The sequence below is a fragment of the Paracidovorax citrulli genome (assembly GCF_900100305.1).
Classification (GTDB): domain Bacteria; phylum Pseudomonadota; class Gammaproteobacteria; order Burkholderiales; family Burkholderiaceae_C; genus Paracidovorax; species Paracidovorax citrulli.
In genome coordinates this window covers 17,321-39,473 of sequence record NZ_FNEY01000036.1, presented here as the reverse complement: position 1 = coordinate 39,473, position 22,153 = coordinate 17,321, and the positions used below count along the sequence as shown (strand labels likewise).

The 22,153-nt window shown below is 70.4% G+C and carries 22 protein-coding genes and 1 pseudogene; 12 read left to right on the top strand and 11 right to left on the bottom strand.

Going from position 1 to position 22,153, the window contains the following annotated elements:
- Nucleotides 1-4 precede the first annotated feature (4 nt).
- The 3 genes from BLR99_RS19300 to tgt form a co-directional block, all read right to left on the bottom strand.
- Nucleotides 5-367 (bottom strand): Bug family tripartite tricarboxylate transporter substrate binding protein, encoded by a 363-nt coding sequence (locus BLR99_RS19300; RefSeq protein ID WP_017438947.1) that lies wholly within the window; start codon nucleotides 365-367, stop codon nucleotides 5-7.
- Between the two features lie 161 nt (nucleotides 368-528).
- Nucleotides 529-1,218 carry a glutathione S-transferase family protein gene (locus BLR99_RS19295; protein WP_011797489.1) on the bottom strand — a complete coding sequence of 230 codons (690 nt, stop codon included), beginning with the start codon at nucleotides 1,216-1,218 and terminating at the stop codon, nucleotides 529-531.
- Nucleotides 1,219-1,301: 83 nt separating this feature from the next.
- A complete protein-coding gene (gene tgt, locus BLR99_RS19290; RefSeq protein ID WP_011797488.1) occupies nucleotides 1,302-2,474 on the bottom strand; it encodes a tRNA guanosine(34) transglycosylase Tgt in 1,173 nt (390 codons plus the stop codon).
- Nucleotides 2,475-2,587: 113 nt separating this feature from the next.
- On the opposite strand from tgt, the gene BLR99_RS19285 reads away from it, so the two are divergent.
- Nucleotides 2,588-3,082: a universal stress protein gene (locus tag BLR99_RS19285; protein ID WP_011797487.1), complete on the top strand. Its 495-nt coding sequence runs from the start codon at nucleotides 2,588-2,590 to the stop codon at nucleotides 3,080-3,082.
- A 261-nt stretch (nucleotides 3,083-3,343) separates the two neighbouring features.
- On the opposite strand, the gene BLR99_RS19280 is transcribed toward BLR99_RS19285, so the two are convergent.
- The 3 genes from BLR99_RS19280 to BLR99_RS19270 form a co-directional block, all read right to left on the bottom strand.
- Nucleotides 3,344-3,742, bottom strand: a complete 399-nt coding sequence (locus BLR99_RS19280) for a hypothetical protein (RefSeq protein ID WP_011797486.1) — start codon at nucleotides 3,740-3,742, stop codon at nucleotides 3,344-3,346.
- Between the two features lie 248 nt (nucleotides 3,743-3,990).
- Entirely contained in the window at nucleotides 3,991-5,223 is a 1,233-nt protein-coding gene (locus BLR99_RS19275; RefSeq protein WP_011797485.1) for a phospholipase A, read from the bottom strand.
- Between the two features lie 140 nt (nucleotides 5,224-5,363).
- The gene (locus tag BLR99_RS19270; RefSeq protein WP_011797484.1) at nucleotides 5,364-7,433 is read right to left on the bottom strand and encodes an ATP-dependent helicase; all 2,070 of its coding nucleotides are present in this window, start codon (nucleotides 7,431-7,433) and stop codon (nucleotides 5,364-5,366) included.
- Nucleotides 7,434-7,655: 222 nt separating this feature from the next.
- On the opposite strand from BLR99_RS19270, the gene BLR99_RS19265 reads away from it, so the two are divergent.
- From BLR99_RS19265 to xopF2, 3 genes are all read left to right on the top strand, one after another.
- Complete coding sequence (locus BLR99_RS19265) at nucleotides 7,656-8,621, top strand: AEC family transporter (protein WP_011797483.1); 966 nt, start codon at nucleotides 7,656-7,658, stop codon at nucleotides 8,619-8,621.
- A gap of 119 nt (nucleotides 8,622-8,740) precedes the next feature.
- Nucleotides 8,741-9,259, top strand: a complete 519-nt coding sequence (locus tag BLR99_RS19260) for a hypothetical protein (RefSeq protein WP_011797482.1) — start codon at nucleotides 8,741-8,743, stop codon at nucleotides 9,257-9,259.
- Nucleotides 9,256-11,517, top strand: coding sequence for a type III secretion system effector XopF2 (xopF2, locus tag BLR99_RS19255; protein WP_011797481.1), 2,262 nt, complete (start codon nucleotides 9,256-9,258; stop codon nucleotides 11,515-11,517). The genes BLR99_RS19260 and xopF2 overlap by 4 nt, the downstream gene beginning before the upstream one ends.
- Before the next feature lie 26 nt (nucleotides 11,518-11,543).
- Here xopF2 and priA read toward each other — a convergent pair whose 3' ends face one another.
- The 4 genes from priA to BLR99_RS19240 form a co-directional block, all read right to left on the bottom strand.
- Nucleotides 11,544-13,835, bottom strand: a complete 2,292-nt coding sequence (priA, locus tag BLR99_RS19250; protein ID WP_011797480.1) for a replication restart helicase PriA — start codon at nucleotides 13,833-13,835, stop codon at nucleotides 11,544-11,546.
- A 242-nt stretch (nucleotides 13,836-14,077) separates the two neighbouring features.
- Nucleotides 14,078-14,335 carry a hypothetical protein gene (locus BLR99_RS22795; protein ID WP_011797479.1) on the bottom strand — a complete coding sequence of 86 codons (258 nt, stop codon included), beginning with the start codon at nucleotides 14,333-14,335 and terminating at the stop codon, nucleotides 14,078-14,080.
- A gap of 65 nt (nucleotides 14,336-14,400) precedes the next feature.
- Nucleotides 14,401-15,531: a uroporphyrinogen decarboxylase gene (hemE, locus tag BLR99_RS19245; RefSeq protein WP_041827623.1), complete on the bottom strand. Its 1,131-nt coding sequence runs from the start codon at nucleotides 15,529-15,531 to the stop codon at nucleotides 14,401-14,403.
- 64 nt (nucleotides 15,532-15,595) lie between these two features.
- Entirely contained in the window at nucleotides 15,596-16,216 is a 621-nt protein-coding gene (locus BLR99_RS19240; RefSeq protein ID WP_011797477.1) for a MarR family winged helix-turn-helix transcriptional regulator, read from the bottom strand.
- Between the two features lie 88 nt (nucleotides 16,217-16,304).
- On the opposite strand from BLR99_RS19240, the gene BLR99_RS19235 reads away from it, so the two are divergent.
- From BLR99_RS19235 to BLR99_RS23795, 6 genes and pseudogenes are all read left to right on the top strand, one after another.
- Complete coding sequence (locus BLR99_RS19235) at nucleotides 16,305-17,291, top strand: Bug family tripartite tricarboxylate transporter substrate binding protein (protein ID WP_011797476.1); 987 nt, start codon at nucleotides 16,305-16,307, stop codon at nucleotides 17,289-17,291.
- Nucleotides 17,292-17,302: 11 nt separating this feature from the next.
- Complete coding sequence (locus tag BLR99_RS19230; protein ID WP_011797475.1) at nucleotides 17,303-18,664, top strand: sulfatase family protein; 1,362 nt, start codon at nucleotides 17,303-17,305, stop codon at nucleotides 18,662-18,664.
- Nucleotides 18,665-18,732: 68 nt separating this feature from the next.
- Nucleotides 18,733-19,056, top strand: coding sequence for a type II toxin-antitoxin system Phd/YefM family antitoxin (locus BLR99_RS19225; protein WP_011797474.1), 324 nt, complete (start codon nucleotides 18,733-18,735; stop codon nucleotides 19,054-19,056).
- Nucleotides 19,049-19,438 carry a type II toxin-antitoxin system RelE/ParE family toxin gene (locus tag BLR99_RS19220; protein ID WP_011797473.1) on the top strand — a complete coding sequence of 130 codons (390 nt, stop codon included), beginning with the start codon at nucleotides 19,049-19,051 and terminating at the stop codon, nucleotides 19,436-19,438. Before BLR99_RS19225 ends, BLR99_RS19220 begins: the two co-directional genes overlap by 8 nt.
- Before the next feature lie 8 nt (nucleotides 19,439-19,446).
- A pseudogene (locus BLR99_RS23550) lies at nucleotides 19,447-19,597 on the top strand (twin-arginine translocation pathway signal protein); the annotation flags it as partial.
- A gap of 6 nt (nucleotides 19,598-19,603) precedes the next feature.
- Complete coding sequence (locus tag BLR99_RS23795; RefSeq protein WP_083369995.1) at nucleotides 19,604-20,002, top strand: nucleotidyltransferase family protein; 399 nt, start codon at nucleotides 19,604-19,606, stop codon at nucleotides 20,000-20,002.
- Here the strand turns inward: BLR99_RS23795 and BLR99_RS19210 are convergent.
- Nucleotides 19,938-20,828 carry a LysR family transcriptional regulator gene (locus BLR99_RS19210; RefSeq protein WP_074687440.1) on the bottom strand — a complete coding sequence of 297 codons (891 nt, stop codon included), beginning with the start codon at nucleotides 20,826-20,828 and terminating at the stop codon, nucleotides 19,938-19,940. The genes BLR99_RS23795 and BLR99_RS19210 overlap by 65 nt on opposite strands.
- Nucleotides 20,829-20,992: 164 nt before the next feature.
- Here BLR99_RS19210 and BLR99_RS23705 point away from each other — a divergent pair, with 164 nt between their 5' ends.
- A complete protein-coding gene (locus BLR99_RS23705) occupies nucleotides 20,993-21,127 on the top strand; it encodes a hypothetical protein (RefSeq protein ID WP_258868849.1) in 135 nt (44 codons plus the stop codon).
- A 4-nt stretch (nucleotides 21,128-21,131) separates the two neighbouring features.
- Entirely contained in the window at nucleotides 21,132-22,136 is a 1,005-nt protein-coding gene (locus BLR99_RS19205; protein WP_011797471.1) for a TerC family protein, read from the top strand.
- Nucleotides 22,137-22,153 lie beyond the last annotated feature (17 nt).

The window sequence follows — 22,153 nt, the reverse complement described above, 5'->3', positions numbered from 1 at the left end:
CGCTTCAATCCACCCGGATCCCCGCGGCGCGGATCACGGTGGCCAGTTCCTTCCGTTCGTTGGCCAGATAGTCCGCGAACCGGGCCGGCGTCATCTCCATGGGCAGCAGCAGGCCCTGCCAGGCCTCGATGTCCAGCGAACGGAATTCCGGTGTTTCGGACAGGCTGGGCACCTGGGGCAGCGTGGCGACGCGCCGCCGGGACGTCACGCCATAGGCCTGCACCTTGCCCTCGCGGATGAAGCTCCGGGCCAGCGCCACGGGCAGTACTGCCAGGTCGATCTGGCCCCCGGCCAGTTCGGTCAGCACCTGCGGGCCCGATTTGTAGGGAATATGGACGATGTCGAGCCCTGCCTGCTGCCTGATCATCTCGGCGGCGATGTGCAGGGCTGGTACCGACGCCGTCCGTGCCGAAGTTGATCCGGCCCGGCTGGCTGCGCACGAGGCGGATCAGTTCTGCCGTGTCCGCCGCCAGACCTGAGCCGACCCCGCATGGAGGATGCGGCGCCGGCCGGGCGGCGCCTGCGGGATCAGGCCCCCATCACCACCGGACCGCCCTGCGCGATCGCACGCTGGTACGCCGGCCGGGCGTTGATGCGGTCGCGGTACGCATGCAGGGCGGTGAACTCGACCGCACCGCTGGCGCGCGCGATCGCGGCCTCCACCGCGAAGCTCATCTGGAAGTCCGCGATGGTGAGCGCATCGCCCGCGAACCACGCATGGTGCGAGAGATGGTCCTCCATGAAGGCGAGGGCCGTGAGCAGGTTCGGATCCACCAGCTTCTTCTGCGCCTTGCCGCAGATGGAGTAGGCCACCGGCCGCGCGAAGAACGGCATGGGCTGCATGGGCAGGGTCTTGAAGACGAGCTTCATCACGAGCCAGTTCATGAGCGAGCCTTCGGCATAGTGCATCCAGAAGCGGCACTGCCGGTGTTCCGGCGTGCCCGGCCGGGGCACGAGATGGGCCAGCTCGCCCGTGGCCTGCGTGCCGTAGCGCTCGGCGATGTGCTCGATGATCGCGCCGGACTCGGCGATGATCTCGCCGCCGTCGTCGATCACGGGGGATTTGCCCAGCGGGTGGATGCGCTGGAGCTCCGGCGGTGCGAGACGGGTGCGCGGGTCTCGCGCATACCGGCGGATGTCGTAGGGCACGCCCAGCTCCTCCAGGAGCCAGAGCACGCGCTGGGAGCGGGAGGTTTCGAGGTGGTGGACGGTCAGCATGGGCGCATGGTAGGCCGCCCAGGTGTCCCAGGGCGTAGGCCGTGGCCGATCCCCCCGGCCGACTTCCCGGCCCGCGCGCGTCCCTACACGCCCTGCGCGCGGTCGGCAGCGAAGCGGGCGCGGAACTCGCCGAAGCGGCCCGCGTCGAGCGACTCGCGGATCTCCCGCATGAGGTTCAGGTAGTAGTGCAGGTTGTGCACCGTGGTGAGCATGGGGCCCAGCATCTCGCCGCAGCGGTCGAGGTGGTGCAGGTACGCGCGGCTGAACCCCCCGCGGCCGCCGTCGGCCCAGGCCACGCCCTCGGTGCCCGCGCAGGCGTGGCAGGTGCAGGTCGGGTCCAGCGGCTGGTGGTCGGCCTTGTGGCGTGCGTTGCGGATCTTCAGGTCGCCGAAGCGGGTGAAGATGGTGCCGTTGCGCGCATTGCGCGTGGGCATCACGCAGTCGAACATGTCCACGCCGTCGGCCACGCCCTGCACGAGGTCTTCCGGCGTGCCCACGCCCATCAGGTAGCGCGGCTTGTGGGCCGGCAGCCGGTGCGGCGTGTGGGCCATGATGTCCAGCATCTCGTCCTTGGGCTCGCCCACGCTCACGCCGCCCACGGCGTAGCCCGGGAAATCCATCTCCACCAGCCGCTCCAGCGATTCCTGGCGCAGGTTCTTGTACATGCCGCCCTGCACGATGCCGAAGAGCGCGTTGGGGTTGCCCAGGCGGTGGAACTCGTCCTGGCTGCGGCGCGCCCAGCGCAGGCTCATCTCCATCGACTTGCGCGCCTCGGCCTCCGTGGTCTTGTGGCCCTTGGTCTCGTAGGGCGTGCATTCGTCGAGCTGCATGACGATGTCGGAGTTGAGCACCGTCTGGATCTGCATGCTCACCTCGGGCGACATGAAGAGCTTGTCGCCGTTCACCGGGCTCGCGAAGTGCACCCCCTCCTCGGTGATCTTGCGCATGGCGCCCAGCGACCAGACCTGGAAGCCGCCCGAGTCGGTGAGGATGGGCTTGTTCCACTGCTCGAAGCCGTGCAGGCCGCCGAAGCTCTGCATCACGTCCAGGCCCGGTCGCATCCACAGGTGGAAGGTGTTGCTCAGGATGATCTGCGCGCCCATCTCGTGCAGGCTGCGCGGCATCACGCCCTTGACGGTGCCGTAGGTGCCCACCGGCATGAAGATGGGGGTCTGCACCACCCCGTGGTTGAGCGTGAGCGTGCCGCGCCGCGCGTGGCTGGCGGGATCGGTCGCGAGAAGTTCGAATTGAAGCATGATCGGGCGATTGTCCCAGACGGCCGCCCGCGCGCCGGCACTACACTGGTCCGCAGCGGCGCCGCGCTCCGCGGCCCTCCGGCCGGCCTCCAGAAGAAAGGACATTCCCGAACATGCTCAAGATCCTCGTCGCCGTCGATGGCTCCGAACTCTCGCTCGATGCCGTGCGCCATACGCTCGCGCTCACGCGCCAGGGCCTCGCGGCCTCCGTCGTGCTCGCGCACGTGCAGGAGCCCGCCACCCTCTACGAGATGGTGGTGTCCCGCGATCCCGACCTCATCGCCGCCGCGAGCCTGGAAGCCGGCCTGCACCTGATGGCCCCGGCGCGCGCCCTGGTCGATGCGGCCGGCGTGCCCTGCGAATCCGAAGTGGGCGTGGGCGACGTCGCTCCCACGCTGGCGGACATCGCCGAGCGCACGCAGTGCGGCCTGGTCGTGATCGGCGCCCGCGGCCAGGGCGCCATCGCCAGCGCGCTGCTGGGCTCCGTCTCCCAGGCCCTGGTGCATGCCAGCCCCGTGCCCGTGACCATCGTCAAGCATCCCGACACGACCGTCGTCACGCAGCCGGCGGACCTGCCCGGCGACGGTGGCGAGCCCGGCCCGGTGTGAGGGAGAAAAGCAGAAAGTGACGGGCTGGCCGTAGGAAGCGAAAGCCGCTGAACCCGGCTGGACCCGCAAGGTGGGGCCTTGCCATCAGCACCCTTCGTGCTGCCTGCGGCTTCACCCGTCAGAAGGCCGCGGAGCCGGCCATGCCAGCAGGCGCCGCGGGACTGGCTTCGCCAGACCGCTGGCGTCGTCCCACTTCCCGCCGGGCGCAGCACGGCGAGAGAAGGGGGAAGCGGCGGAGCCGCTCAGGGGGATGCCCCCTTTTTATGCCGCCTTGCGGAACGAATCCGAATGCGCGCTGCCGCCGCGCTGCAGCTTGCCGTGCGGCAGGCTCGCCAGGCGCGAGAACATGCGGCGGCAGTAGCCGGAGATCCAGAGGCACTTGTTGAGTTCGTCCACGGGCAGCGGGCCCGAGACGACGACGATGTCGTTGGCGGCCTGCAGCGCACCCGCGGCGCGCAGGCGGCGGCGGGTGTTGTTGGCCCAGGAAGTGATGCGCGAGGGGGTGCCGTGCTGGTGCACCTGACCGGTGTGCTGGTCGAACGCGATGGCCACGGTATCGGTCCTGAGCTTGAAGCGGCGCTCGCCGGTGACGGCGCTGGGTGCCTCGCGCATGTCGTACAGGTAGTACGCGCCGGCCTTGAGTTGGTATTGCATGTCCATGGTGACGACCTCCGAGCGGGCATTGTCGAGCGGCCCCGGACAGGCAATCGCGCGGAAAAGGGCCGGAATACCGTTCTTATCCGCACCGCGGAAGAGGGCCGGAAACGGCCTTCGGCGCGGGGGCTCGGGCTGCGGCGGAGAGGGGACACGAAAGGCCAGGAATGCCGTGCGCCGCGCGTGCCATTGTGTCGGCCCTCCCCGGGCGCTTCAACCCGAAACGTGGCAAACGGTAACGGGTTGTGAGAGCCTCAGAAATCCACGAGGCTCAGGCCCACGCTGAACACCGTGCGCCGGCGGTTGTAGTCGGTGATGGTGTCGCCGTAGCCGCTGAAGAGCGACGTGTGGAACCGCAGGTTGCTCTGGATGCCGCCCAGGTCATTGCCCACCGCGCGCAGCCATTCCAGCCGCACGGAGCCCCTGCCCGTGGAGCCGAACGCGCTGCGCGCCGTCAGCGACAGCGTGTTGTCGCGGTCGTAGTTCCAGCCGAGCTGCATCTCGCCCCGGCCCATGTAGTCGATGATGTCCGGGTTGTCGTCGTCGCCCGCGCTTTCCTTCAGGCGTTTCCAGACGCGCGCGTTCACGGTCCAGCGGTTGTCCAGTTCCAGGCCGGTCATCAGGTACACGCGGTTCCAGCTGCGCGACAGCGGCAGGTTCTGCCCGTTGGACTGGTGCACCAGCCCGACGCCGCTGTAGCGCCAGCGCCAGCCGAAGGGCAGCCTGGCGTCGGTGGGATAGACGTACATCACCTCCGGCTCGTGGTCGGTGGCGCGGAACGGCCGGGAGATGTCCGGGCTGAAGAGCTGCCAGTACGACTGCTGCGTGTAGCCGACCCAGAGCGAATCCTTGAGCGTCGGGTGGCCCTGCGTGAGCAGGCCTTGCGCGATCTTGGTGCGCACCGAGAGCTGGATGCGGGTTTCGGTGGTGCGGTAATCGACGGCCGAGGCCGCGGTGTGGTCCACCGCGGGCGAGGAGGGCTGGCGGTTCACGGTGTCGGAGGCCACGACCGAGAACGAGATCGGCCGGTAGCCGCGGAAGCGGAAGGTGCCGCAGTCGCTGCCCGACTCCAGTTCCCAGAAGCGCGAGAGCGTGCTGTACTGCCCGTCGCGGCAGCCATCCACCTGGGCCACGTCGATGACGCGCGTGGCCGGCAGCGTAGTGTCCACCGGCGGGGGCGGCGCATTCTCCGCCGCCGGGGCTGCGGCGGGTTTGCCGGCGCCCGCGCCGTCGCCCGTGGCCACGGCCGGCGCCTGCCGCCATGCCTGCTGCCCGGCCCACTGGTCGAAGCAGGCCAGGCGCGCCTCGCTGCTGCCCATGGCCGTGCAACTGCGCCATGCGTCGCCCGCGGTCCTGGAAGGCGCTGGCAGCTGTTGCGCCAGCGCGGCCCCCGCGGGAGCGCAGAGCGCGAGCGCCAGGGCGCCCAGGCGTGCCGGGTTGCCCGCGGCGCGAAGGGAAGGCTGGGGTTGTCGTGTGCGTTGGTCCATGTTCCGCGGATCTCCTTGCCGCAACTGCCGTCCGCCAACCGGCCCATCCGGGTGGCGTGGATGATGATGGGTTTCTGCGTGCCGCTCGCCGCGAGCCCGGGCGCGGAGCCGGCCCGGGGTGGATGGCGTGTCCGGCGGGTTCATGGTGCCGTCGGGGCAGGCTGGGCCTTGCGTGCCGCGAACTCGGCACGCAGCGCGCGCAGCTTCTCGCGCGGGTCTTCGCGGGCGGTGTTCTTGTCCAGGCCCATCTCGGCGATGAAGCGGCTGGGCTGGGCGGCGACCATCTCGCGGCCTTTCTTGCGGCGCTTGGTCCAGCTCACGGCCAGGCTGCGCTGCGCGCGGGTGATGCCCACGTACATCAGGCGGCGCTCTTCCTGCAGGCGCTGCAGGGTGTCTTCGCTCACCTTCTGCTGGCGGCCTTCGTCGTCGTCGAGCTTGAAGGGCAGCATGCCCTCGGTCACGCCCACCAGCATCACGTGCGGCCATTCCAGGCCCTTGGAGGCGTGCAGGGTCGAGAGGGTGACGAGGTCTTCGTCCTTCTCGCGCTCGCTGATGGTGGACAGCAGCGCGATGGTCTGCGCCACTTCCAGCAGGCTCTTGGTTTCCTTCGCGACCACGGCGCCGGCGGTGTCGTCGATCTGCCCGCCAGCGCGCTGGCTCATCCAGTCGCAGAATTCGAGCACGTTGGTCCAGCGTGCGCCGGCCACCGTTTCGCTGTCCTCGCTGTCGTAGAGGTACTGCTCGTAGCCGATCTCCTTCAGCCAGTCGGTCATGAAGGTGCGCGCGTCCTCGGCGCCATGGGTGTGCCGCGCCTTGTATTCCAGGTAGTTGATGTAGCGGCCGAACTCCATCACGCTCTCGTGCGCCTTGCGCGGCAGCACGGCCTCGAGCATGTGGTTGAAGAGCGCGCCGAACATGCTCACCTTGTGCTGCGTCGAGAACTCGCCGAGCTTGGCCAGCGTGGTGTGGCCGATGCCGCGCTTGGGCGTGGTGATGGCGCGCAGGAAGGCCGGGTCGTCGTCGTTGTTGATCCACAGGCGGAACCAGGCGCACAGGTCCTTGATTTCCGCGCGGTCGAAGAAACTGGTGCCGCCCGAGACCTTGTAGGGCACGTTGGCCTTGCGCAGCGCCTTCTCGAACGGCTTGGCCTGGTGGTTGGCGCGGTAGAGGATGGCGAAGCTCTTCCACGCCGGCTGCGGGTTCAGCGTGGCGCGCAGGCTCTGGATGCGGGCGACGGCGCGCTCGGCCTCGTGCTCCTCGTTGTCGGCGTCCACCACGCGCACCGGCTCGCCCTCGCCCAGCTCGGAGAACAGCGTTTTCGGAAAGAGCTTGGGGTTGGGCTGGATGACGTTGTTGGCCGCGCGCAGGATGGCGCTGGTGGAGCGGTAGTTCTGCTCCAGCTTGATGACCTTGAGCTGCGGGTAGTCCACCGGCAGCTTCTTGAGGTTGTCCAGCGTGGCGCCGCGCCAGCCGTAGATCGACTGGTCGTCGTCGCCCACGGCGGTGAAACGGCCGCGCTCTCCCACCAGCAGCTTGAGCAGTTCGTACTGCGTGGCGTTGGTGTCCTGGTATTCATCGACCAGCACGTGGCCCAGCGACTGCTGCCACTTCGCGCGCACCTCGGGGAAGTCGCGCAGCAGGCGCAGCGGCATGCCGATCAGGTCGTCGAAGTCCACGCTCTGGTAGGCCGTCAGGCGCTCCTCGTAGCGCTGCATGATGACGGCGATGCTGCGCTCGTTGTCGTCCTTCGCCTGCGCGAGGGCCTGGGCGCTGTCCAGGCCGGCGTTCTTCCAGGCGCTGATGGTCCATTGCCACTGGCGCGCGGTGGCGATGTCGGTGGTGCCGCCGGCCGCGTCCTTGATGATGCCGGTCACGTCGTCGGCGTCGAGGATGCTGAACTGGGGCTTGAGGCCCAGCACGTGCCCGTCTTCCCGCACCATGCGCACGCCCAGGGCATGGAAGGTGCAGACCAGAACATCTTTGGCCGCGCGGCCGATCAGGTGCTGCGCGCGCTCGCGCATTTCGGCGGCGGCCTTGTTCGTGAAGGTGATGGCCGCGATGCGGCGCGGCTCCAGGCCGGTCTCGATCAGCCGGCCGATCTTCATCGTGATCACGCGCGTCTTGCCCGAGCCGGCGCCGGCCAGCACGAGGCACGGCCCCTCCGTGTAGTGGACGGCCTGGAGCTGGGCGAGATTGAGACCGGCGGACATGCAGCGAGCGGAGCGGAAAAAAGGCGAGCGCGAAAGGGCGGGCAGGGGGACGCGTTCCACCAGCGGACGGCGGAAAGCGGCCCGGACCGGGGAAGGCGGGTGCCGATGATAACGGGCGGTTCGCAAACGCGGGCGGCGTTGCGGCGGCGTCCTACAGTCGGGCCGGGACCAGGACAGCGGCCCCCGGGCCCGGAGATCGATGCCGGGCTGCGAGAATGCCCCGTGCTCTCCGTGCTGGCCGTCACCTTTCCCTTCTTCGCGCTCGTGCTGTGCGGGTACCTGGCCACGCGCGCCGGCCGGCTGCCGCTGGCGGCCATCCCGGGGCTGAACGCCTTCGTGCTGTTCTTCGCGCTGCCGTGCATGCTGTTGCGCTTCGGCGCGCGCACGCCCATTGCCGAGCTGCTGGATCCCGCGGCGGCGGGTGTGTATCTGGCCTGCGGCCTGGCGCTGGTGGCCGCGGCCATCGCGCTCACGCACCGCCGGCTGGGCTGGAACGATGCGGCGTTCGGCGCGCTGGCGACGGCGTTCCCGAACACCGGCTTCATGGGCGTGCCGCTGCTCGTGGCGCTGCTCGGGCCGGCCGCCGCGGGGCCGGTCATCCTCACGATGCTGCTGGACATGGTGGTGACCACGGCGGTCTGCGTCGGCCTGTCGCGCCTGGGCGGAGGGGGCGAGCCGGGCGCCGAAGGCGCGCGGGCGGCACTGGGGCGGGCCCTGCGCGGCATCGCTGCCAATCCCATGCCCTGGTCGATCGCGCTGGGCGCGCTGGCTTCCGGGCTGCAGGTGGCCCTGCCGGGGCCCGTGGAACGCACCGTGGGGCTGCTGGCGGATGCGGCGGCGCCCGTGGCGCTGTTCACCATCGGCGCGGTGCTGGCGCGAGCGGCCATGGCCGCGCATCCCGAAGAGGCCCTGCGCCCCCGGGACGGCCTGGGCGCGGCGCTGGCCAAGCTGGTGGCGCATCCGGTGCTCGTCTGGGGCGTGGGCCATGCGGCGATCGCCGCGGGCGCGCCGCTGTCCGCGCCGGCGCACACCGCGCTGATCCTCGCGGCGGCGCTGCCGAGCGCCAGCAACGTCTCGCTGCTGGCAGAGCGCTTCGGCGCGCACACGGGGCGCATCGCCCGGGTGATCCTGGTGTCCACCGTGCTGGCTTTCCTGAGCTTTTCTGCGGCGGTGGCCCTCTGGGCCTGAGCGCTTCGCATTCCCGTGGCCGGCTTCGGCCCCGTCATCGGTGCGTTACGTGATTTCACGATATTGGCGGCGTTGCAAGGCGCCCCCCTGCGGCGCCTTCGTGAATCAGGAGTTCCACCATGACCGCCCCTTCCGCTGCCCTGGCGCAGCCCGACTCCGTGGCCGCACGGACGTATCTTTCTCAGATAGGGTCCCACCTGGGCATGCCGCCCGGCATCCTGGAGTCGCTGCGGTCCGGGGAGCCCTTCGTGGGGCCCTCGGGCCTGCTGTGCCGCATCCACGTCCGCCGGGACGGAGACCGCTGGGCCGCCTACCCCGAAGTCCTGCTGCCGCTGGCCGCCGCCGAGCTGGGCGGGCTGGACGTTCCGCGGCTGCTGGGCGTGCAGGAGCACCTGCTCGGCGGCGAAGGCTGGCTGCTGGGCCTGATGGAAGACGGCGGGCTGCTGGGCCTGAGGCCGCTGCAGGCCCGCCACGACGCCGCCCGCGTGGCAGCCGACATGGACCGCGGCCACCTGCTGGCACGTGCCGCCCTGGACGCGCTGGTGCCGCCCGATGACTCCCGGGCCTCCGGCGCTGCTCCCACCGCCGCTCCCGCAGCCGTTCCCGCCGCCGCGCCGGCCGCGGGAGCGGCGCCGTGATCCGAGGCTCCGAACAGGCGCTTCTGCGCGGCACGCAAAGCCGTTCCGACCGGCTCCAGGACGCCGGCGAGTCTTCGGCGCGCGCGCCGGGGCGGGAAGGCGGACCGCCGTCCCGCAGCCTGGTGCCGCCCCAGGCGCTGGCGGCGCTCTCCGCCGAGAGGCAGGCCCGCGCGGCCGGCCTCGACGGCTCGGCGTCCCTCCGGCGGGCGTCCCTGCCGTCGGAGACCGGTGGCAGTTCACGCTATTTTTCCGCGCGCCTGGAGTCGCTGGATTTCTCCGGTGAACCGGGCCTGTCGAACCTGCGCAGTTCGCAGCGCGAGCGGCCGAACGTCGAGGATTTTTCCCTCAGCAATTCGGGGTCATCCCTGGACCTGGACGCGGTGGAGCGGCGCGGCGTGGACCGCGAGGCCGCCGCCCAGGAGGCCAGCGGCGGCGAAGGCGACGGTACGCACCTGTCCGTCGTCCATCTGCGGATGCAGGTCATGGCCCACCTCGGGGCCATGCCGCTGGCCGAGGACGTGCGGGACCGCGCGGAGGTGCAGGCCCAGATGGAGGCGGAATACGTCCAGTGGGCCGCGGACCGCCTCCTGGAGCGCCACAAGGCCTATGGCGCCACCGGGGGCTACCACTTCCGCGAAGACATGCAGCCCGTGGGATGGCAGCGTGCCTCCGTGGCCATCGCCTACGAAAGCCTCAAGGGCTTCATGACCTCTGCCTCGCGCACGCCCTCGGGTGGCGCCATCTCGACGCTGCGCGACAACAAGGACGGGGACACCGCCTCCAAGATCTGGCCGGCCGTGTACGGCGGGCTGGTGGCCGGCATGGTGAACTACGTCACGGAATCCATTCTGGTGCCGGCCATGGACCGCCGTTCGCGCGTGGCGAACATGCCGGGCTTCAAGGCGGTGGATCCGAAGGTGCTGGTCCCCGACCCGGCGCCCGTGCAGCTGGAAGTGACCGCCGAGGGCGCCAAGCGCTTCTGGCGCCCCGCGCGGGATTCGGAAGTGGGCCGGGCCTCCACCACGGAAAGCGTGGACCGGCCCACCCGCAATGCCCTGCGCGGCGGCGCGTTCGACCGCCGCAAACTCGTGGAGACACGCCAGAAGCTCATGGACGGCAAGGCCGAGGCCGCGCTGCTCAAGCCGGTGCTCACGGCCGGCGCCAACGCCATACGCCGCAGCCTGAGCAACGAGCAGACGCTGGCATCGCCCCTGAGCGCCCTGGGCTTCGGCGCGGTGGCTTCGGGCACCGCGTCGGCGGTGAACAAGGTGGTGCTGGAAACGACGAAGGCCCTGCCGCGCACCGGTCAGGTGGCAGTGTCCGACCTCGTGGGCGGCACGCAGCGCGTCAACCTGTTCCGTCTGGCGCTGCCCGACGACACCCAGGCGCCTCTGCAGTGGCGGGATGCCCGGCGGCTACCCGGCTTCGCCTGGAACGTGGCGCAGGAATCCGTGCCGCTGCTGGGCGAGGCGCTTCGCACGAGCGCCGGCGCGTTCCATGCCGCGCGTGACTTCTTCGTGCGCAGCGTGGGCGGCAACGTGGTGATTGGCGCGGTGGCCTCCGCGGCCGGTCTGCAGTTCGCCTCGATCGTCCGCGGCCAGTACGGCGTGCCCGACGGCGATGAGCCGCCCAACTCCCCGGGCGGGGTGATGCAGCAGGCCGGGCAGAGCTTTTTCAGCGAACTGGGCTGGAGCGGCTGGAAGGCGCTGATGGGCGACATCAGCGGCGAGCTGACGTCGCGCCTGGACCGCCGGCGCGACCAGACGCAGGAACGCCTCTGGCGCGAGGCCCGCGGCGAAATGCGCGCGCTGGACCCGGTGCTGGAATCCCTGTTGAGCGCGTCGATGCGCTCCTTCGCTCCCCCCGCCCGCCGGCCCGCCACGGGGGCCGCACAGGGCGCGGAGACCGCGGAGTCCTCGTGGACCGCGCTGCGCCGTGCCGAGGAAGGCCGCGCCCCGGTGCCCCCCACCGGGGGCGAGCCGGCCGTGCGTGACCATGTGGCGCAGGCGCTCGCGCGCCTGGCGGATCTGATGCGGGCGAGCCCGCAGGGCATCATCGAGCACGGCGCCGTGGCATCGGCCGCAGACAGCCTGCGCCAGCTGACCAGCGCGCACGGCGAGGACGTCCTGTTCCTGCACGGCGTGGACCGCGCCCGGCTGCTGGACGCGCAGGCCCGCCTGGAGCGCGTGGTGCGCCACCTGGAGCAGCGCGAGGCGCTCATCGCCTGGCGGGAAGGGCCCCGGCCGCACGCCGACTGATCCTCGGCCGGCCGGCCGCGGCCCGCTCAGATCGCCAGCGGATCCACGTCCACCAGCCACCGCACCAGCCCCCGGTGCGCCGGGTCCGCGCGGCAGGCATGCAGCAGCGGCTGCCAGGCCGCCAGGAAGCGCTGCAGCGCCGCGCGGCTCGGGCTCTCCAGCAGCATCTGCGCGCGCTCCACGTTGGCCACGCGCTGGATCGCCAGGGGAACGGGCGGGAACACCGTCACCTGCTCCAGCCCCGGAAGGCCCGCCTGCCGGGCCGCCTCGGCGCAGGCGGCCAGGAAGGTCTGCGCCACCTCCTGCGTGCGCGCGTCGGCACGCACCAGCGCCTGGAATGCGAAGGGCGGCATGGCGGCCTCGGCGCGCTCGGCGAGCTGCCGCGCGGCGAAGGCCGGATAGTCGTGCCGGCGCAGCGCCGCGTACACCGCATGGTCGGGGTGGTAGGTCTGCACCCACATCTCGCAGGCGCCACCCTGGGCGGCCACGTAGCCCGCGTCCCGGCCCGCACGGCCCGCCGCCTGCATGAGCAGCGCGAACAGCCGCTCGGGCGCCCGGAAATCGCTGGAGAACAGCGCGCCGTCCGGCTGTACCGCCGCCACCAGCGTGATGCGCCGGAAATCGTGTCCCTTGGCGACCATCTGCGTGCCCACCAGCACGTCCACCTCGCCCGCATGCACCTGGGCGAGCTGTTCTTCCAGCGCGCCCTTGGCTTTCGTGGTGTCGGCGTCGATGCGGGCCACGCGCGCGGCGCGGCGCTCCGGCGTGATCACGTTGCGCAGCAGCGCGGCCAACTGCTCTTCCAGTTGCTCGGTGCCGCGCCCGATCGGCGCGATGTCCGGGTTGCCGCAGCCGGGGCAGGCGTAGGGCACGCGCTGCGCGAAGCCGCAGTGGTGGCAGCGCAGCGAGCGGTCGATCTTGTGGAACACCTGGTGGGCGCTGCAGTGCGGGCAGTCGCTCTTCCAGCCGCACTCCGTGCAGTGCAGCACCGGGGCGAAGCCGCGGCGGTTGAGCAGCACCAGGCACTGTTCGCCGCGCTCCACGCGCTCGGTGATGGCGGCCACGAGCGGCGGCGAGAACACGGCGCCGCGCGGCTGCTGCGCCATGTCCACCAGCCGCACGCGCGGTAGCGCGCCCGCGCCGATCCGGCTGGGCATGTGCAGCCGCAGGTAGCGCCCGCCGGGGTCACCGTCCGTGGGCGGGCGGCTCGCGTGCCAGCTCTCCAGTGACGGGGTGGCCGAGCCGAGGATCACCTTCGCGTCCTGCTCGCGCCCGCGCCAGATGGCCAGGTCGCGCGCCGAGTAGCGCGCGCCTTCCTGCTGCTTGTAGCTCGCGTCGTGCTCCTCGTCCACCACGATGAGCGCCAGGCCCGGCAGGCTCGCGAACACCGCCATGCGCGTGCCCAGCACGATGCGCGCCTGGCCGGCATGCGCGGCCAGCCAGCTTTTCAGCCGCTGCGGGTGGGTCATGCCGCTGTGCAGCGACACCACGCTGTCCGCCCCGTAGAGTGGCGCGAAGCGGGCGAGGAACCGCGCCTCCAGCTGCGGCGTGAGGTTGATCTCCGGCACCATCACCAGCACCTGGGCGGAGGGATCCGCGGCCAGGGCCTGCTGCACGCAGCGCAGGTACACCTCGGTCTTGCCGCTGCCCGTGCTGCCGTAGAGCAGGAAGGGTCCGGGCCGGGCGGCGATGGCGTCCGTGGCCGCCTGCTGTTCGGCGCTCAGGGCGTGGGGCTCGGGTGCATAGGGCGGCGCGGCTTCCCCGGCGGTGGCGGCCGGCGCGCGGCGCAGGCGCCGCGCGAGCTGCGCGGGCGTGAGGTCGCGCAACTGCGGCGGCAGGGCGGCGAGCGCCACCTCGCCCAACGCCCGCTGGTAGTAGCGCGCCGCGAAGGCCACCAGCCGCCGCCAGGCGGCGTCCAGCGGCGCCAGCCCCTCCAGCACGCCCGCCACCGGCCGCACCGCGGCGCCGCGCGGCAGCTCCGGCGCATCGGCCGGCGCATCCCACACCACGCCCAGCACTTCGCGCGTGCCCAGGGGCACCCGCACCAGCGTGCCCGGCTCCAGCGGATGCGCGCTCGCGTAGCTCAGCGGGCCGCCCACCGCGCTGTGCGCGGGCGTCTGGACGGCGACCGAGACGATCGCGCCGCCGTCGGTTGCGGCGGGTGGCGATGCATCGGACGGGACGCGGGACAGGGGTTGGGACACGGAAGGGACGGAGGCAAGTGCAGGGCGGCGCCCGAGTCTGCCGCAAGCGGCCGCCGGGTGCACGGAAGGTTTTCGGGCCGGGGTGTGGATAACTTTGTGGGCATCCCGGTACATCCAGGGGGCAGGCGGTGCACAGCTGCCGCGCGCGATGGTGTTCCGCTGTTCCCAGGGTGAAGAAAAAAGCCTTTTAAATCAATGCTGTTGGGCGAACTGTTTCAAGTTCCGTCTTCGGCTCCAGCCTGTGGATTGCTGCGCCGCCGCATGCGCCGGAGTGTGCATAAGTGGCCTTGTCAAGAGTTCCGCAGCCCTCTGGATTGTGGTAGGAGGGGGCTTCCTGGTGCGGTTCTGCCTTCGGTTCACCCGGCAAGTGCTTGATTTGACGAGGGTTTTGGAGAAATCCAGAGTTTCTGTGGATAACTTTGTTGATATCCACTGCGTACCGCGCGCAGGCCCTTGAAAACACGGGCTTCCGTCACGCTGCCCGGAAATTCGGCAGCGGCCCTGCTTCCCATATGAATCAACGACTTGGCGCCGTTTGAAGAAATCACCAGCGCCGCCACGCCGCGCAGTCGCAGGCAGCACGGCTGCACCGCCCTGGTGCCGGCGGTGTGCATAAGTCAGGGTGCGGTGGATGCCCGGCCGTGCACCGTACGGCCGGGCCGGCGCGCGGCTGCCCGCTTCAGGCGCGGCCCGTGCCCGCCGCCGCGCGCATCGCCCGCGAGTGGCCATGCACCGCCTCCACCAGGGCGGCGACGTGCTCCGGCGGCGTGTGCTGGCTGATGCCGTGGCCCAGGTTGAAGATGTGCGTGGGGCCGGTGGTGCCGCGGTCCGTATGCGGGGCGCCGAAACGGTCCAGCACCGCGCGCGCCTGGGCGGCGATCGCCTCCGGCGGCGCGAACAGCACGTTCGGGTCGATGTTGCCCTGCAGCGCCTTGCCGGGGCCGCCCACCGCGCCGCCCACGAGCGCGCGGGCGCGGGCCAGGTTGGCTGTCCAGTCCAGGCCCAGGACCTCGCAGTCCAGGCCCTTCATGTCTTCCAGCCACAGCGCACCGCCCTTGGTGAACACGATGCGCGGCACGTCGGTGCCGTCCACGCCGGTGCGCTTCAGCTGCGCCAGCACGCGCGTGGTGTAGGCCAGGCTGAACTCCTGGAAGGCGCCGTCGGCCAGCACGCCGCCCCAGCTGTCGAACACCATCACCGCCTGCGCGCCCGCGTCGATCTGCGCGTTCAGGTAGGCCGCCACGGCGTCGGCATTGATGGCCAGGATGCGGTGCATCAGGTCCGGCCGGGAATACATCAGCGTCTTCACCAGCCGGTAGTCGTCTGACCCAGAGCCTTCCACCATGTAGCAGGCCAGCGTCCAGGGGCTGCCGGAAAAACCGATCAGCGGCACCCGGCCGTCCAGCGCCCGGCGGATGGAGGTCACGGCGTCGAACACGTAGCGCAGCTTCTCCATGTCCGGCACGGCGAGTTCGGCCACGGCGGCCTCGTCGCGCACCACACGCGCGAAGCGCGGACCCTCGCCCTCGGCGAACGACAGGCCCAGGCCCATCGCGTCCGGCACCGTCAGGATGTCGGAGAACAGGATCGCCGCATCCAGCGGAAACCGCTCCAAAGGCTGCAGCGTGACCTCGGTCGCGTAATCCACGTTGGTGGCCAGCCCCATGAAACTGCCCGCGCGCGCGCGCGTGGCCTTGTATTCGGGCAGGTAGCGGCCGGCCTGGCGCATCAGCCACAGGGGCGTGTAGTCGGTGGCCTGGCGCCGGCAGGCGCGCAGGAAGGTGTCGTTCTGGAGCGGGGCGAAACTCATGGCGGGCATTGTCGCAGGGCCCGCCGCCGCCCTGCGCCCGCGGCCCGGCCGGTCTTGCCCCAGATCAAGCCGCGGGCCCGCCGCCCGGTGCCGCACCCCGCCGCCCGCCGGTCCGCGCGCCCCCGCTGCGCGGCGGAAACGGCGCCGCGCCCGCCGGCTGCCGCTCCAGCTGCGCGACCCGCTCCTGCAGCCGCGCCAGGCTGCGGTCCAGGGCCTCCAGGTGCTCCGCGTCCAGGCTCAGGGCCAGGTCCCGGTTGATGGCCCGCACCTCCGGCCACAGGGCGGCATGCAGCCGTGCCCCGGCCTCCGTCAGGTGCAGCGCTGCCGGCCGGCCGGCCGCCAGGGCCTTGCGCTGCACCAGGCCCTTGTCCTCCAGCGAGCCGATCGCCCGCGACACCCGGGCGCGGTCCAGCTCCAGCCGCACCGCCAGTACCGAGGGCTGCAGCCCCGGCTCCTGCGCCAGCCACATCACCACGCCCCATTCGCGGCGCGTGATGCCGTGGCTGCGCTCGCACAGCCGCGTGACGAGGCGGCCCGATGCCGCCGCCAGCTTCACCAGCCGGTACAGCAGCAGGTCGCCGGGCTGGGCCGGCGCCGCCAGCGGATTGCCTGCGGGAGGGCCCGACGGGGCGGACGGGGAGGAGGGAGCGGAACGGGCGGCAGGACGGGAGGTGCGCGTCGCCATGCGGGAATGTCCTCATCGGGGTTGATTTGAACAATTGTGAGGCCGCTGCGTACAGTGCCTGCCATCCCTGCCGATGGAGTGCTCCGCCATGACCCTGCGCCGCGAATTCCTCTTGAACACCCTGGCCCGCCCGGCCCTGCTGGGCGCAGCCGCCTCCCTGGGCGCGGGCGCCGCGCTGGCCCAGCCGCAGGACACCCCCCTGCGCATCGTCGTGGGCTACGCCCCGGGCGGATCGAGCGACCGCGTCGCCCGCATCGTCGGCGACAAGCTGCAGCGCGTGCTCGGCACCCCCGTCATCGTCGAGAACAAGGTCGGCGCGGGTGGCCGCATCTCCGCCCAGTACGTGAAGAACGCGCCGCCCAACCAGCCCATGCTGCTGCTGGCCAACCCCGCGGTGATGGTCGTCTCCCCCCTGGTGGTGAGCGACGCGGGCTACCAGCCCGACCAGGATTTCGTGCCCGTGAGCGAAGTGAACAACTACGTCTTCGGCGTGGCCGTGGGTGCCGCGGTGCCCGTGCGCGAGATGCAGCACCTGCTGGCCTGGATGCGCGCCAACCCGCGCTCGGCCAACATCGGCGTGCCCGCCACCGGCAGCCTGCCGCACTTCTTCGCGCTGATGCTGGGGGAGAAGGCCGGTATCGCCGCCGAGGCCGTGGGTTACCGCGGATCGGCCCCGCTCATCACCGACCTGATCGGCGGCCAGATCCCCGTGGCCGTGGACACGCTGGACGCCCTGCAGCCCCAGCACGAGGCCGGCAAATTGCGCCTGCTGGCCGTCTCCAGCGAGCAGCGCCTGCCCGAACTGCCCCAGGTGCCCACGCTGCGGCAGTCCGGCGTGGACCTGGCCGCCTCCGGCTGGAACACCCTGTTCGCGCCGCGCTCCATGCCCGCCGCGCAGGTGGACCGCTACGCCGCGGCCATCCACAAGGTGATGCAGGACAAGGAGGTCGTAAAGCAGTTCAAGGACAACCACCTGGACCCCGTCGCCAGCACCCCCGCGCAGACGCGCCAGAGCATCGCCGCCTACCGCAAGCAGTGGGAGCCCGTGATCCGCAACTCGGGATACCGCCCGTGAGCGCCGCACCGGTGAATACTCCCACGGGCCGCGCCGCACCGCGGCCCAATATCGTCTTCATCGTCGCCGACGATCTGGGCTACGCCGACCTGGGGTGCTACGGCGGGCGCGATGCCGCCTTCGGCCCCGTCTCGCCCGTGCTGGACCGTCTGGCCGCCGGCGGATTGAAGCTCACCCAGGGCTACTCCAACTCGCCCGTCTGCTCGCCCACGCGCTTCGCGCTCATGACGGCGCGCTACCAATACCGCCTGCGCGGCGCGGCCGAGGAACCGATCCGCACCGCCACCCGCGGCAACGACCGCCTGGGCCTGCCGCCCGCCCACCCCACGCTGCCCTCGCTGCTCAAGGACGCCGGCTACCGCACCGCCCTCATGGGCAAATGGCACCTGGGCTACCCGCCGCATTTCAGCCCCTTGACGTCGGGCTACGAAGAATTCTTCGGCCCCATGTCCGGCGGGGTGGACTACTTCACCCACTGCGGCGCCAACGGCACGCACGACCTCTGGTTCGGCGAAGAGGAAAAGGCCCAGGAGGGCTACCTGACCGACCTCATCACCGACCACTCGGTGGACTACATCGCGCGCATGGCCGGCGGCGCAAAAGAGCAGGGCACGCCGTTCTTCCTGAGCGTGCACTACACCGCCCCGCACTGGCCCTGGGAAACCCGCGACGACGAGGCCCTGGCCCACGAGTTGCGCGACAGCAAGCAGCCCATCTACCACCTGGCCGGCGGCAACGTGGAAACCTACCGCCGCATGATCCACCACATGGACGAGGGCATCGGCCGCATCATGGACACGCTGCGCGCCCACGGCCTGGAGCGCGACACCCTCGTCGTCTTCACCAGCGACAACGGCGGCGAGCGCTTCTCCGACAACTGGCCCCTGGTGGGCGGCAAGATGGACCTGACCGAGGGCGGCATCCGCGTGCCCTGGATCGCCCACTGGCCCGCCGCCATCGCCCCCGGCGGCACCAGTGCCCAGCCCTGCCTGACCATGGACTGGAGCGCCACCATGCTGGAGCTGGGCGGCGCGCAGCCGCATCCGGACTACCCGTGGGACGGCCAGACCCTGGCCCCGCTGCTGCACGCCGCGGCCTGGACCGCCGACCGCCCCCTGTTCTGGCGCATGAACCACCGCGGCCAGCGCGCCATGCGGCACGGCGACTGGAAATACCTGCGGGTGGATGGCGTGGATTACCTGTTCAACCTCGCCCAGGACGAGCGCGAGCGGGCCAACCTGGCGCCGCTGCAGCCTGGGCGGCTGGCGGAGATGGTGCAGGCCTGGGAAGCGTGGGAGGCGACCATGCCGGCGATTCCGGGGGATGCGACCGTGAGCCTCTGCTACACGGACAAGGACATGCCGGCGCGGTAGGCCCACTTTGCCGGGCCGCCGGGGTTAGACTGTACAGAATTCTGCTGACTCCCTAGCCGAGGTGCACCATGGGTTTTTCCGCAAGCGATGTCGTACCGTTCACCCAGGCACGCTCCCGCCTGTCCGAGCTGGCCGACCAGGCCAAGGCGGGCGCCGAGAAGATCATCACCAAGAACGGCGAGAGCTACGTCGCACTGATCGACGCCGACCGGCTCGACTACTACCATCGCCTGGAGCGCGAGCACATCCACCTGCTGCTGATCGACGATGCCAGGCGCGGCTTGGCCGACATCGAGGCAGGACGCACCTGCGGCGCGGACACCGCCATCGCCCAGATCCAGCAACGCCGCGCCGCCTTGACTGCCGGCAAGGCCTCCAAAAAGCGTGGCTGAGGCGAGCTACCGGGTCGAGCTGACCGCCAGTTTTCTGGAGCGGCTGGACGCCCTGGAAGCATTCTTGACGGAGGCAGACGCTGCCTTTGCCTTCGACGACTTGCTGGTTGAACTGCGTTCCACCGTCATTCCCAACCTTGCGCGCTTTCCCCGCATAGGCAGGCGTTACCTGGGCAACCCGCCGCAATCGACCGAGGCCCTGGCCCAGCTTGCCGCGCTGCCGATGGGCGCTGCCGGTGCGCTGCGGGAATACCTGCATGGTGATTACCTGATGTTGTATGTGGCCACGGATGCCGAAGAGGCGGTGTATCTGCTGTCCATCCGGCACCACCGTCAACTTTCGTTCGATTTCGCCCGGCTATGGCCGCTTGGCGACAAGTGACCTGATTCGGCGAACGCTTCTCCGACAACTGACCCCTGGTCGGCGGGAAGATGGACCTGACAGAAGGCGGCATCCGTGTTCCCTGGATCGCCTACTGGCCCGCTGCGGTCGCCTTGACGGCACCAGCCATGCCTAGCCATGGACTGGAACGCCAAGATGTAGGAACTGGGTGGTGCGCAGCCGCACCCAGGCCATCCGGAACCTTCAAGCCAACCGCCCCGCAGTACCGACATCAAGGACTACGACCTCTTCTACTTCGACGACCAGGACCTGAGCGAGTCGGGTGAAAAAGCCGCGCAGGCCCATGCGGATTCCGTGCTGTCCGACCTGGGCATCACCGTCGAAGTCGCGAACCAGGCGCGCGTGCATCTCTGGTACCCCCAGCATTTCGGGCGGCCCTGCCCACCGCTCACCTCGTCCGAAGACGGAATCCGGCGCTTTCTTTCCTTCGTTGTCTCGCGGGCGCGCTGGTTCTGTTATTCCGTCCTCTGCATCCCTCTCAATCCAGCGTCCCTCCCTCCACCAACCGCACCACCAACGGATGCATCACCTTCCTCGCACTGAAGATCAGGTGAAACTGCTCCTGCACGTCCGCCGTCGTCCCCACCGCCACCAGCCCGTGCGTGCGCCCCAGATGCTCCCCCATCGACTCCGGCGCGGGCATCACGCCCATGCCGGTGCTCGCAAAGGTAGCCAGTAGGGCGCTGTCCTCGAACTCCCCCGCAATCCGCGGCCGGATGCGTTCCCGCTCCAGCCAGTGGTCGATGCGGGCGCGGGCCGCGGCGTGTTCGGTCGGTAGCAGCACGGGCACGACGGCGAGGCTGTGGGGGAAGTCGCGGGCAGCGGCGTCGGCCCACTGCTGCGGGGCATACCAGGCGATGGGGCTGGTGCCCAGGAGCTGGCTGGTGGTCTTCAGGGCCGGGTTGGGCGGGGCGGGGCGGTCGGCCAGCACGGCGTCGAGCTTGTGCAGGGCGAGTTCCCCCAGCAGGGGCTGGAATTCGCCCTCGTGGCACAGCAGGCGCAGGTGGGGGGCGTCCAGCACGGGGGTGAGCAGGCGGTGCACGGCCACCTTGGCGATGCCGTCCGAGATCCCCAGGTTCAGCCGCAGCACGCGGCCGGTGGCGGCTTCGGCCACGCGGTGCTGCAGTTGCTCGCCCAGGGCGAAGATCTGGTCGGCCTCGTGCATGGCGGCCACGCCCGCGTCGGTGAGCACGAGGTTGCGGCCTTCGGCGCGCAGCAGGGCGGTGCCGAGGTCTTTCTCCAGCGAGCGCACCTGGGCGCTGATGGTCTGCACGGCCATGTCGAGCCGCTCGGCGGCGCGGGCCACGCCGCCTTCCTTGGCGACCACCGAGAAGTAGTAGAGGTGCCGATAGTTGAAGCTCTGGCTCATGTTTTGTAGGACAACGAAGCGAAACAGTTCGAAAAAACCGAAGTGATCTTACGGCCGGGCTATCTTCCTTTCCGCGCCTGCAGGCCTGACAGTCCGGACTCGTATTCCGTTTGTCCTGTCCCATCACCGTTCATTCCATTTCGATTCCAACCTGATTGACCGCCATGATGACCACCTACCCACTGTCCCTGGTGCCGCATGCCGCACCGCCGGGCGCCGAGCCAGCCGGGCGCGGCGCTTTTTCGTTGTCGTTCCTGTCGCTGACCACTGCAACGCGCCGCGGGCGCCGGGAGGGCTGACACCATGGTGGAAACGATCGGAACCCCCTGGATGTGGGCCGGCTTCGGCCTGTTCGTGGTCGTGGCGATCGCCATCGACCTGCTGGTCATGGAACGCCAGGGCGCGCACAAGGTGACCATGAAGGAAGCGCTGAGCTGGAGCCTGCTGTGGTTCTCGCTCGCGTTCGTGTTCGTCGCCATCCTCTGGTGGTACCTGGACGGCTCGCAGGGCCGGGAGGTGGCCAACACGGTATCGATGCAGTTCATCACCGGCTATCTGGTGGAGAAGAGCCTGTCGGTGGACAACATCTTCGTCTTCCTGATGATCTTCAGCTACTTCGCCGTGCCGGCGGAATACCAGAAGCGCGCGCTGATCATCGGCATCATCGGCGCGATCGTGCTGCGCACGGTGCTGATCCTGGCGGGCGCCTGGCTGCTGGCCACGTTCCACTGGCTGCTGTACGTGTTCGGCGCGTTCCTGGTCATTACGGGCGTGAAGATGTGGATCGCCGCGGGGCAGGAGCCGGACATCTCCACCAACCCGGTGTTGAAGTTCCTGCGCCGCCGCATCCGCATGTCGGACACGTTCGACGGCGAGAAGATGACCACGGTGGTGGGTGGCGTGAAGCTGTTCACCCCGCTGTTCGTGGTGCTGATCATGATCGGCGTGACGGACGTGATCTTCGCGGTGGACAGCATCCCGGCGATCTTCGCGATCACGAGCGATCCGTTCATCGTGCTCACGGCGAACATCTTCGCGATCCTGGGCCTGCGCGCGCTGTACTTCCTGCTGGCCGACCTGGCGGACCGCTTCCACCTGCTGGCCTACGGCCTGGCGATGGTGCTGGTGTTCATCGGCGCGAAGATGCTGCTGATCGACCTCTACAAGATCCCGATCGGCTATGCGCTGCTGGTGACGGGCGCGCTGATCGCCGGTTCGATCGTGGCCTCGCTCTGGACGTCGCGCGGCAAGGACGGCGGTGGCGGCGACGGCACCCCGCCTCCCGCCCTGCCGGGCAAGGGCGCCTGAGCGCGGCCTGATCCGGA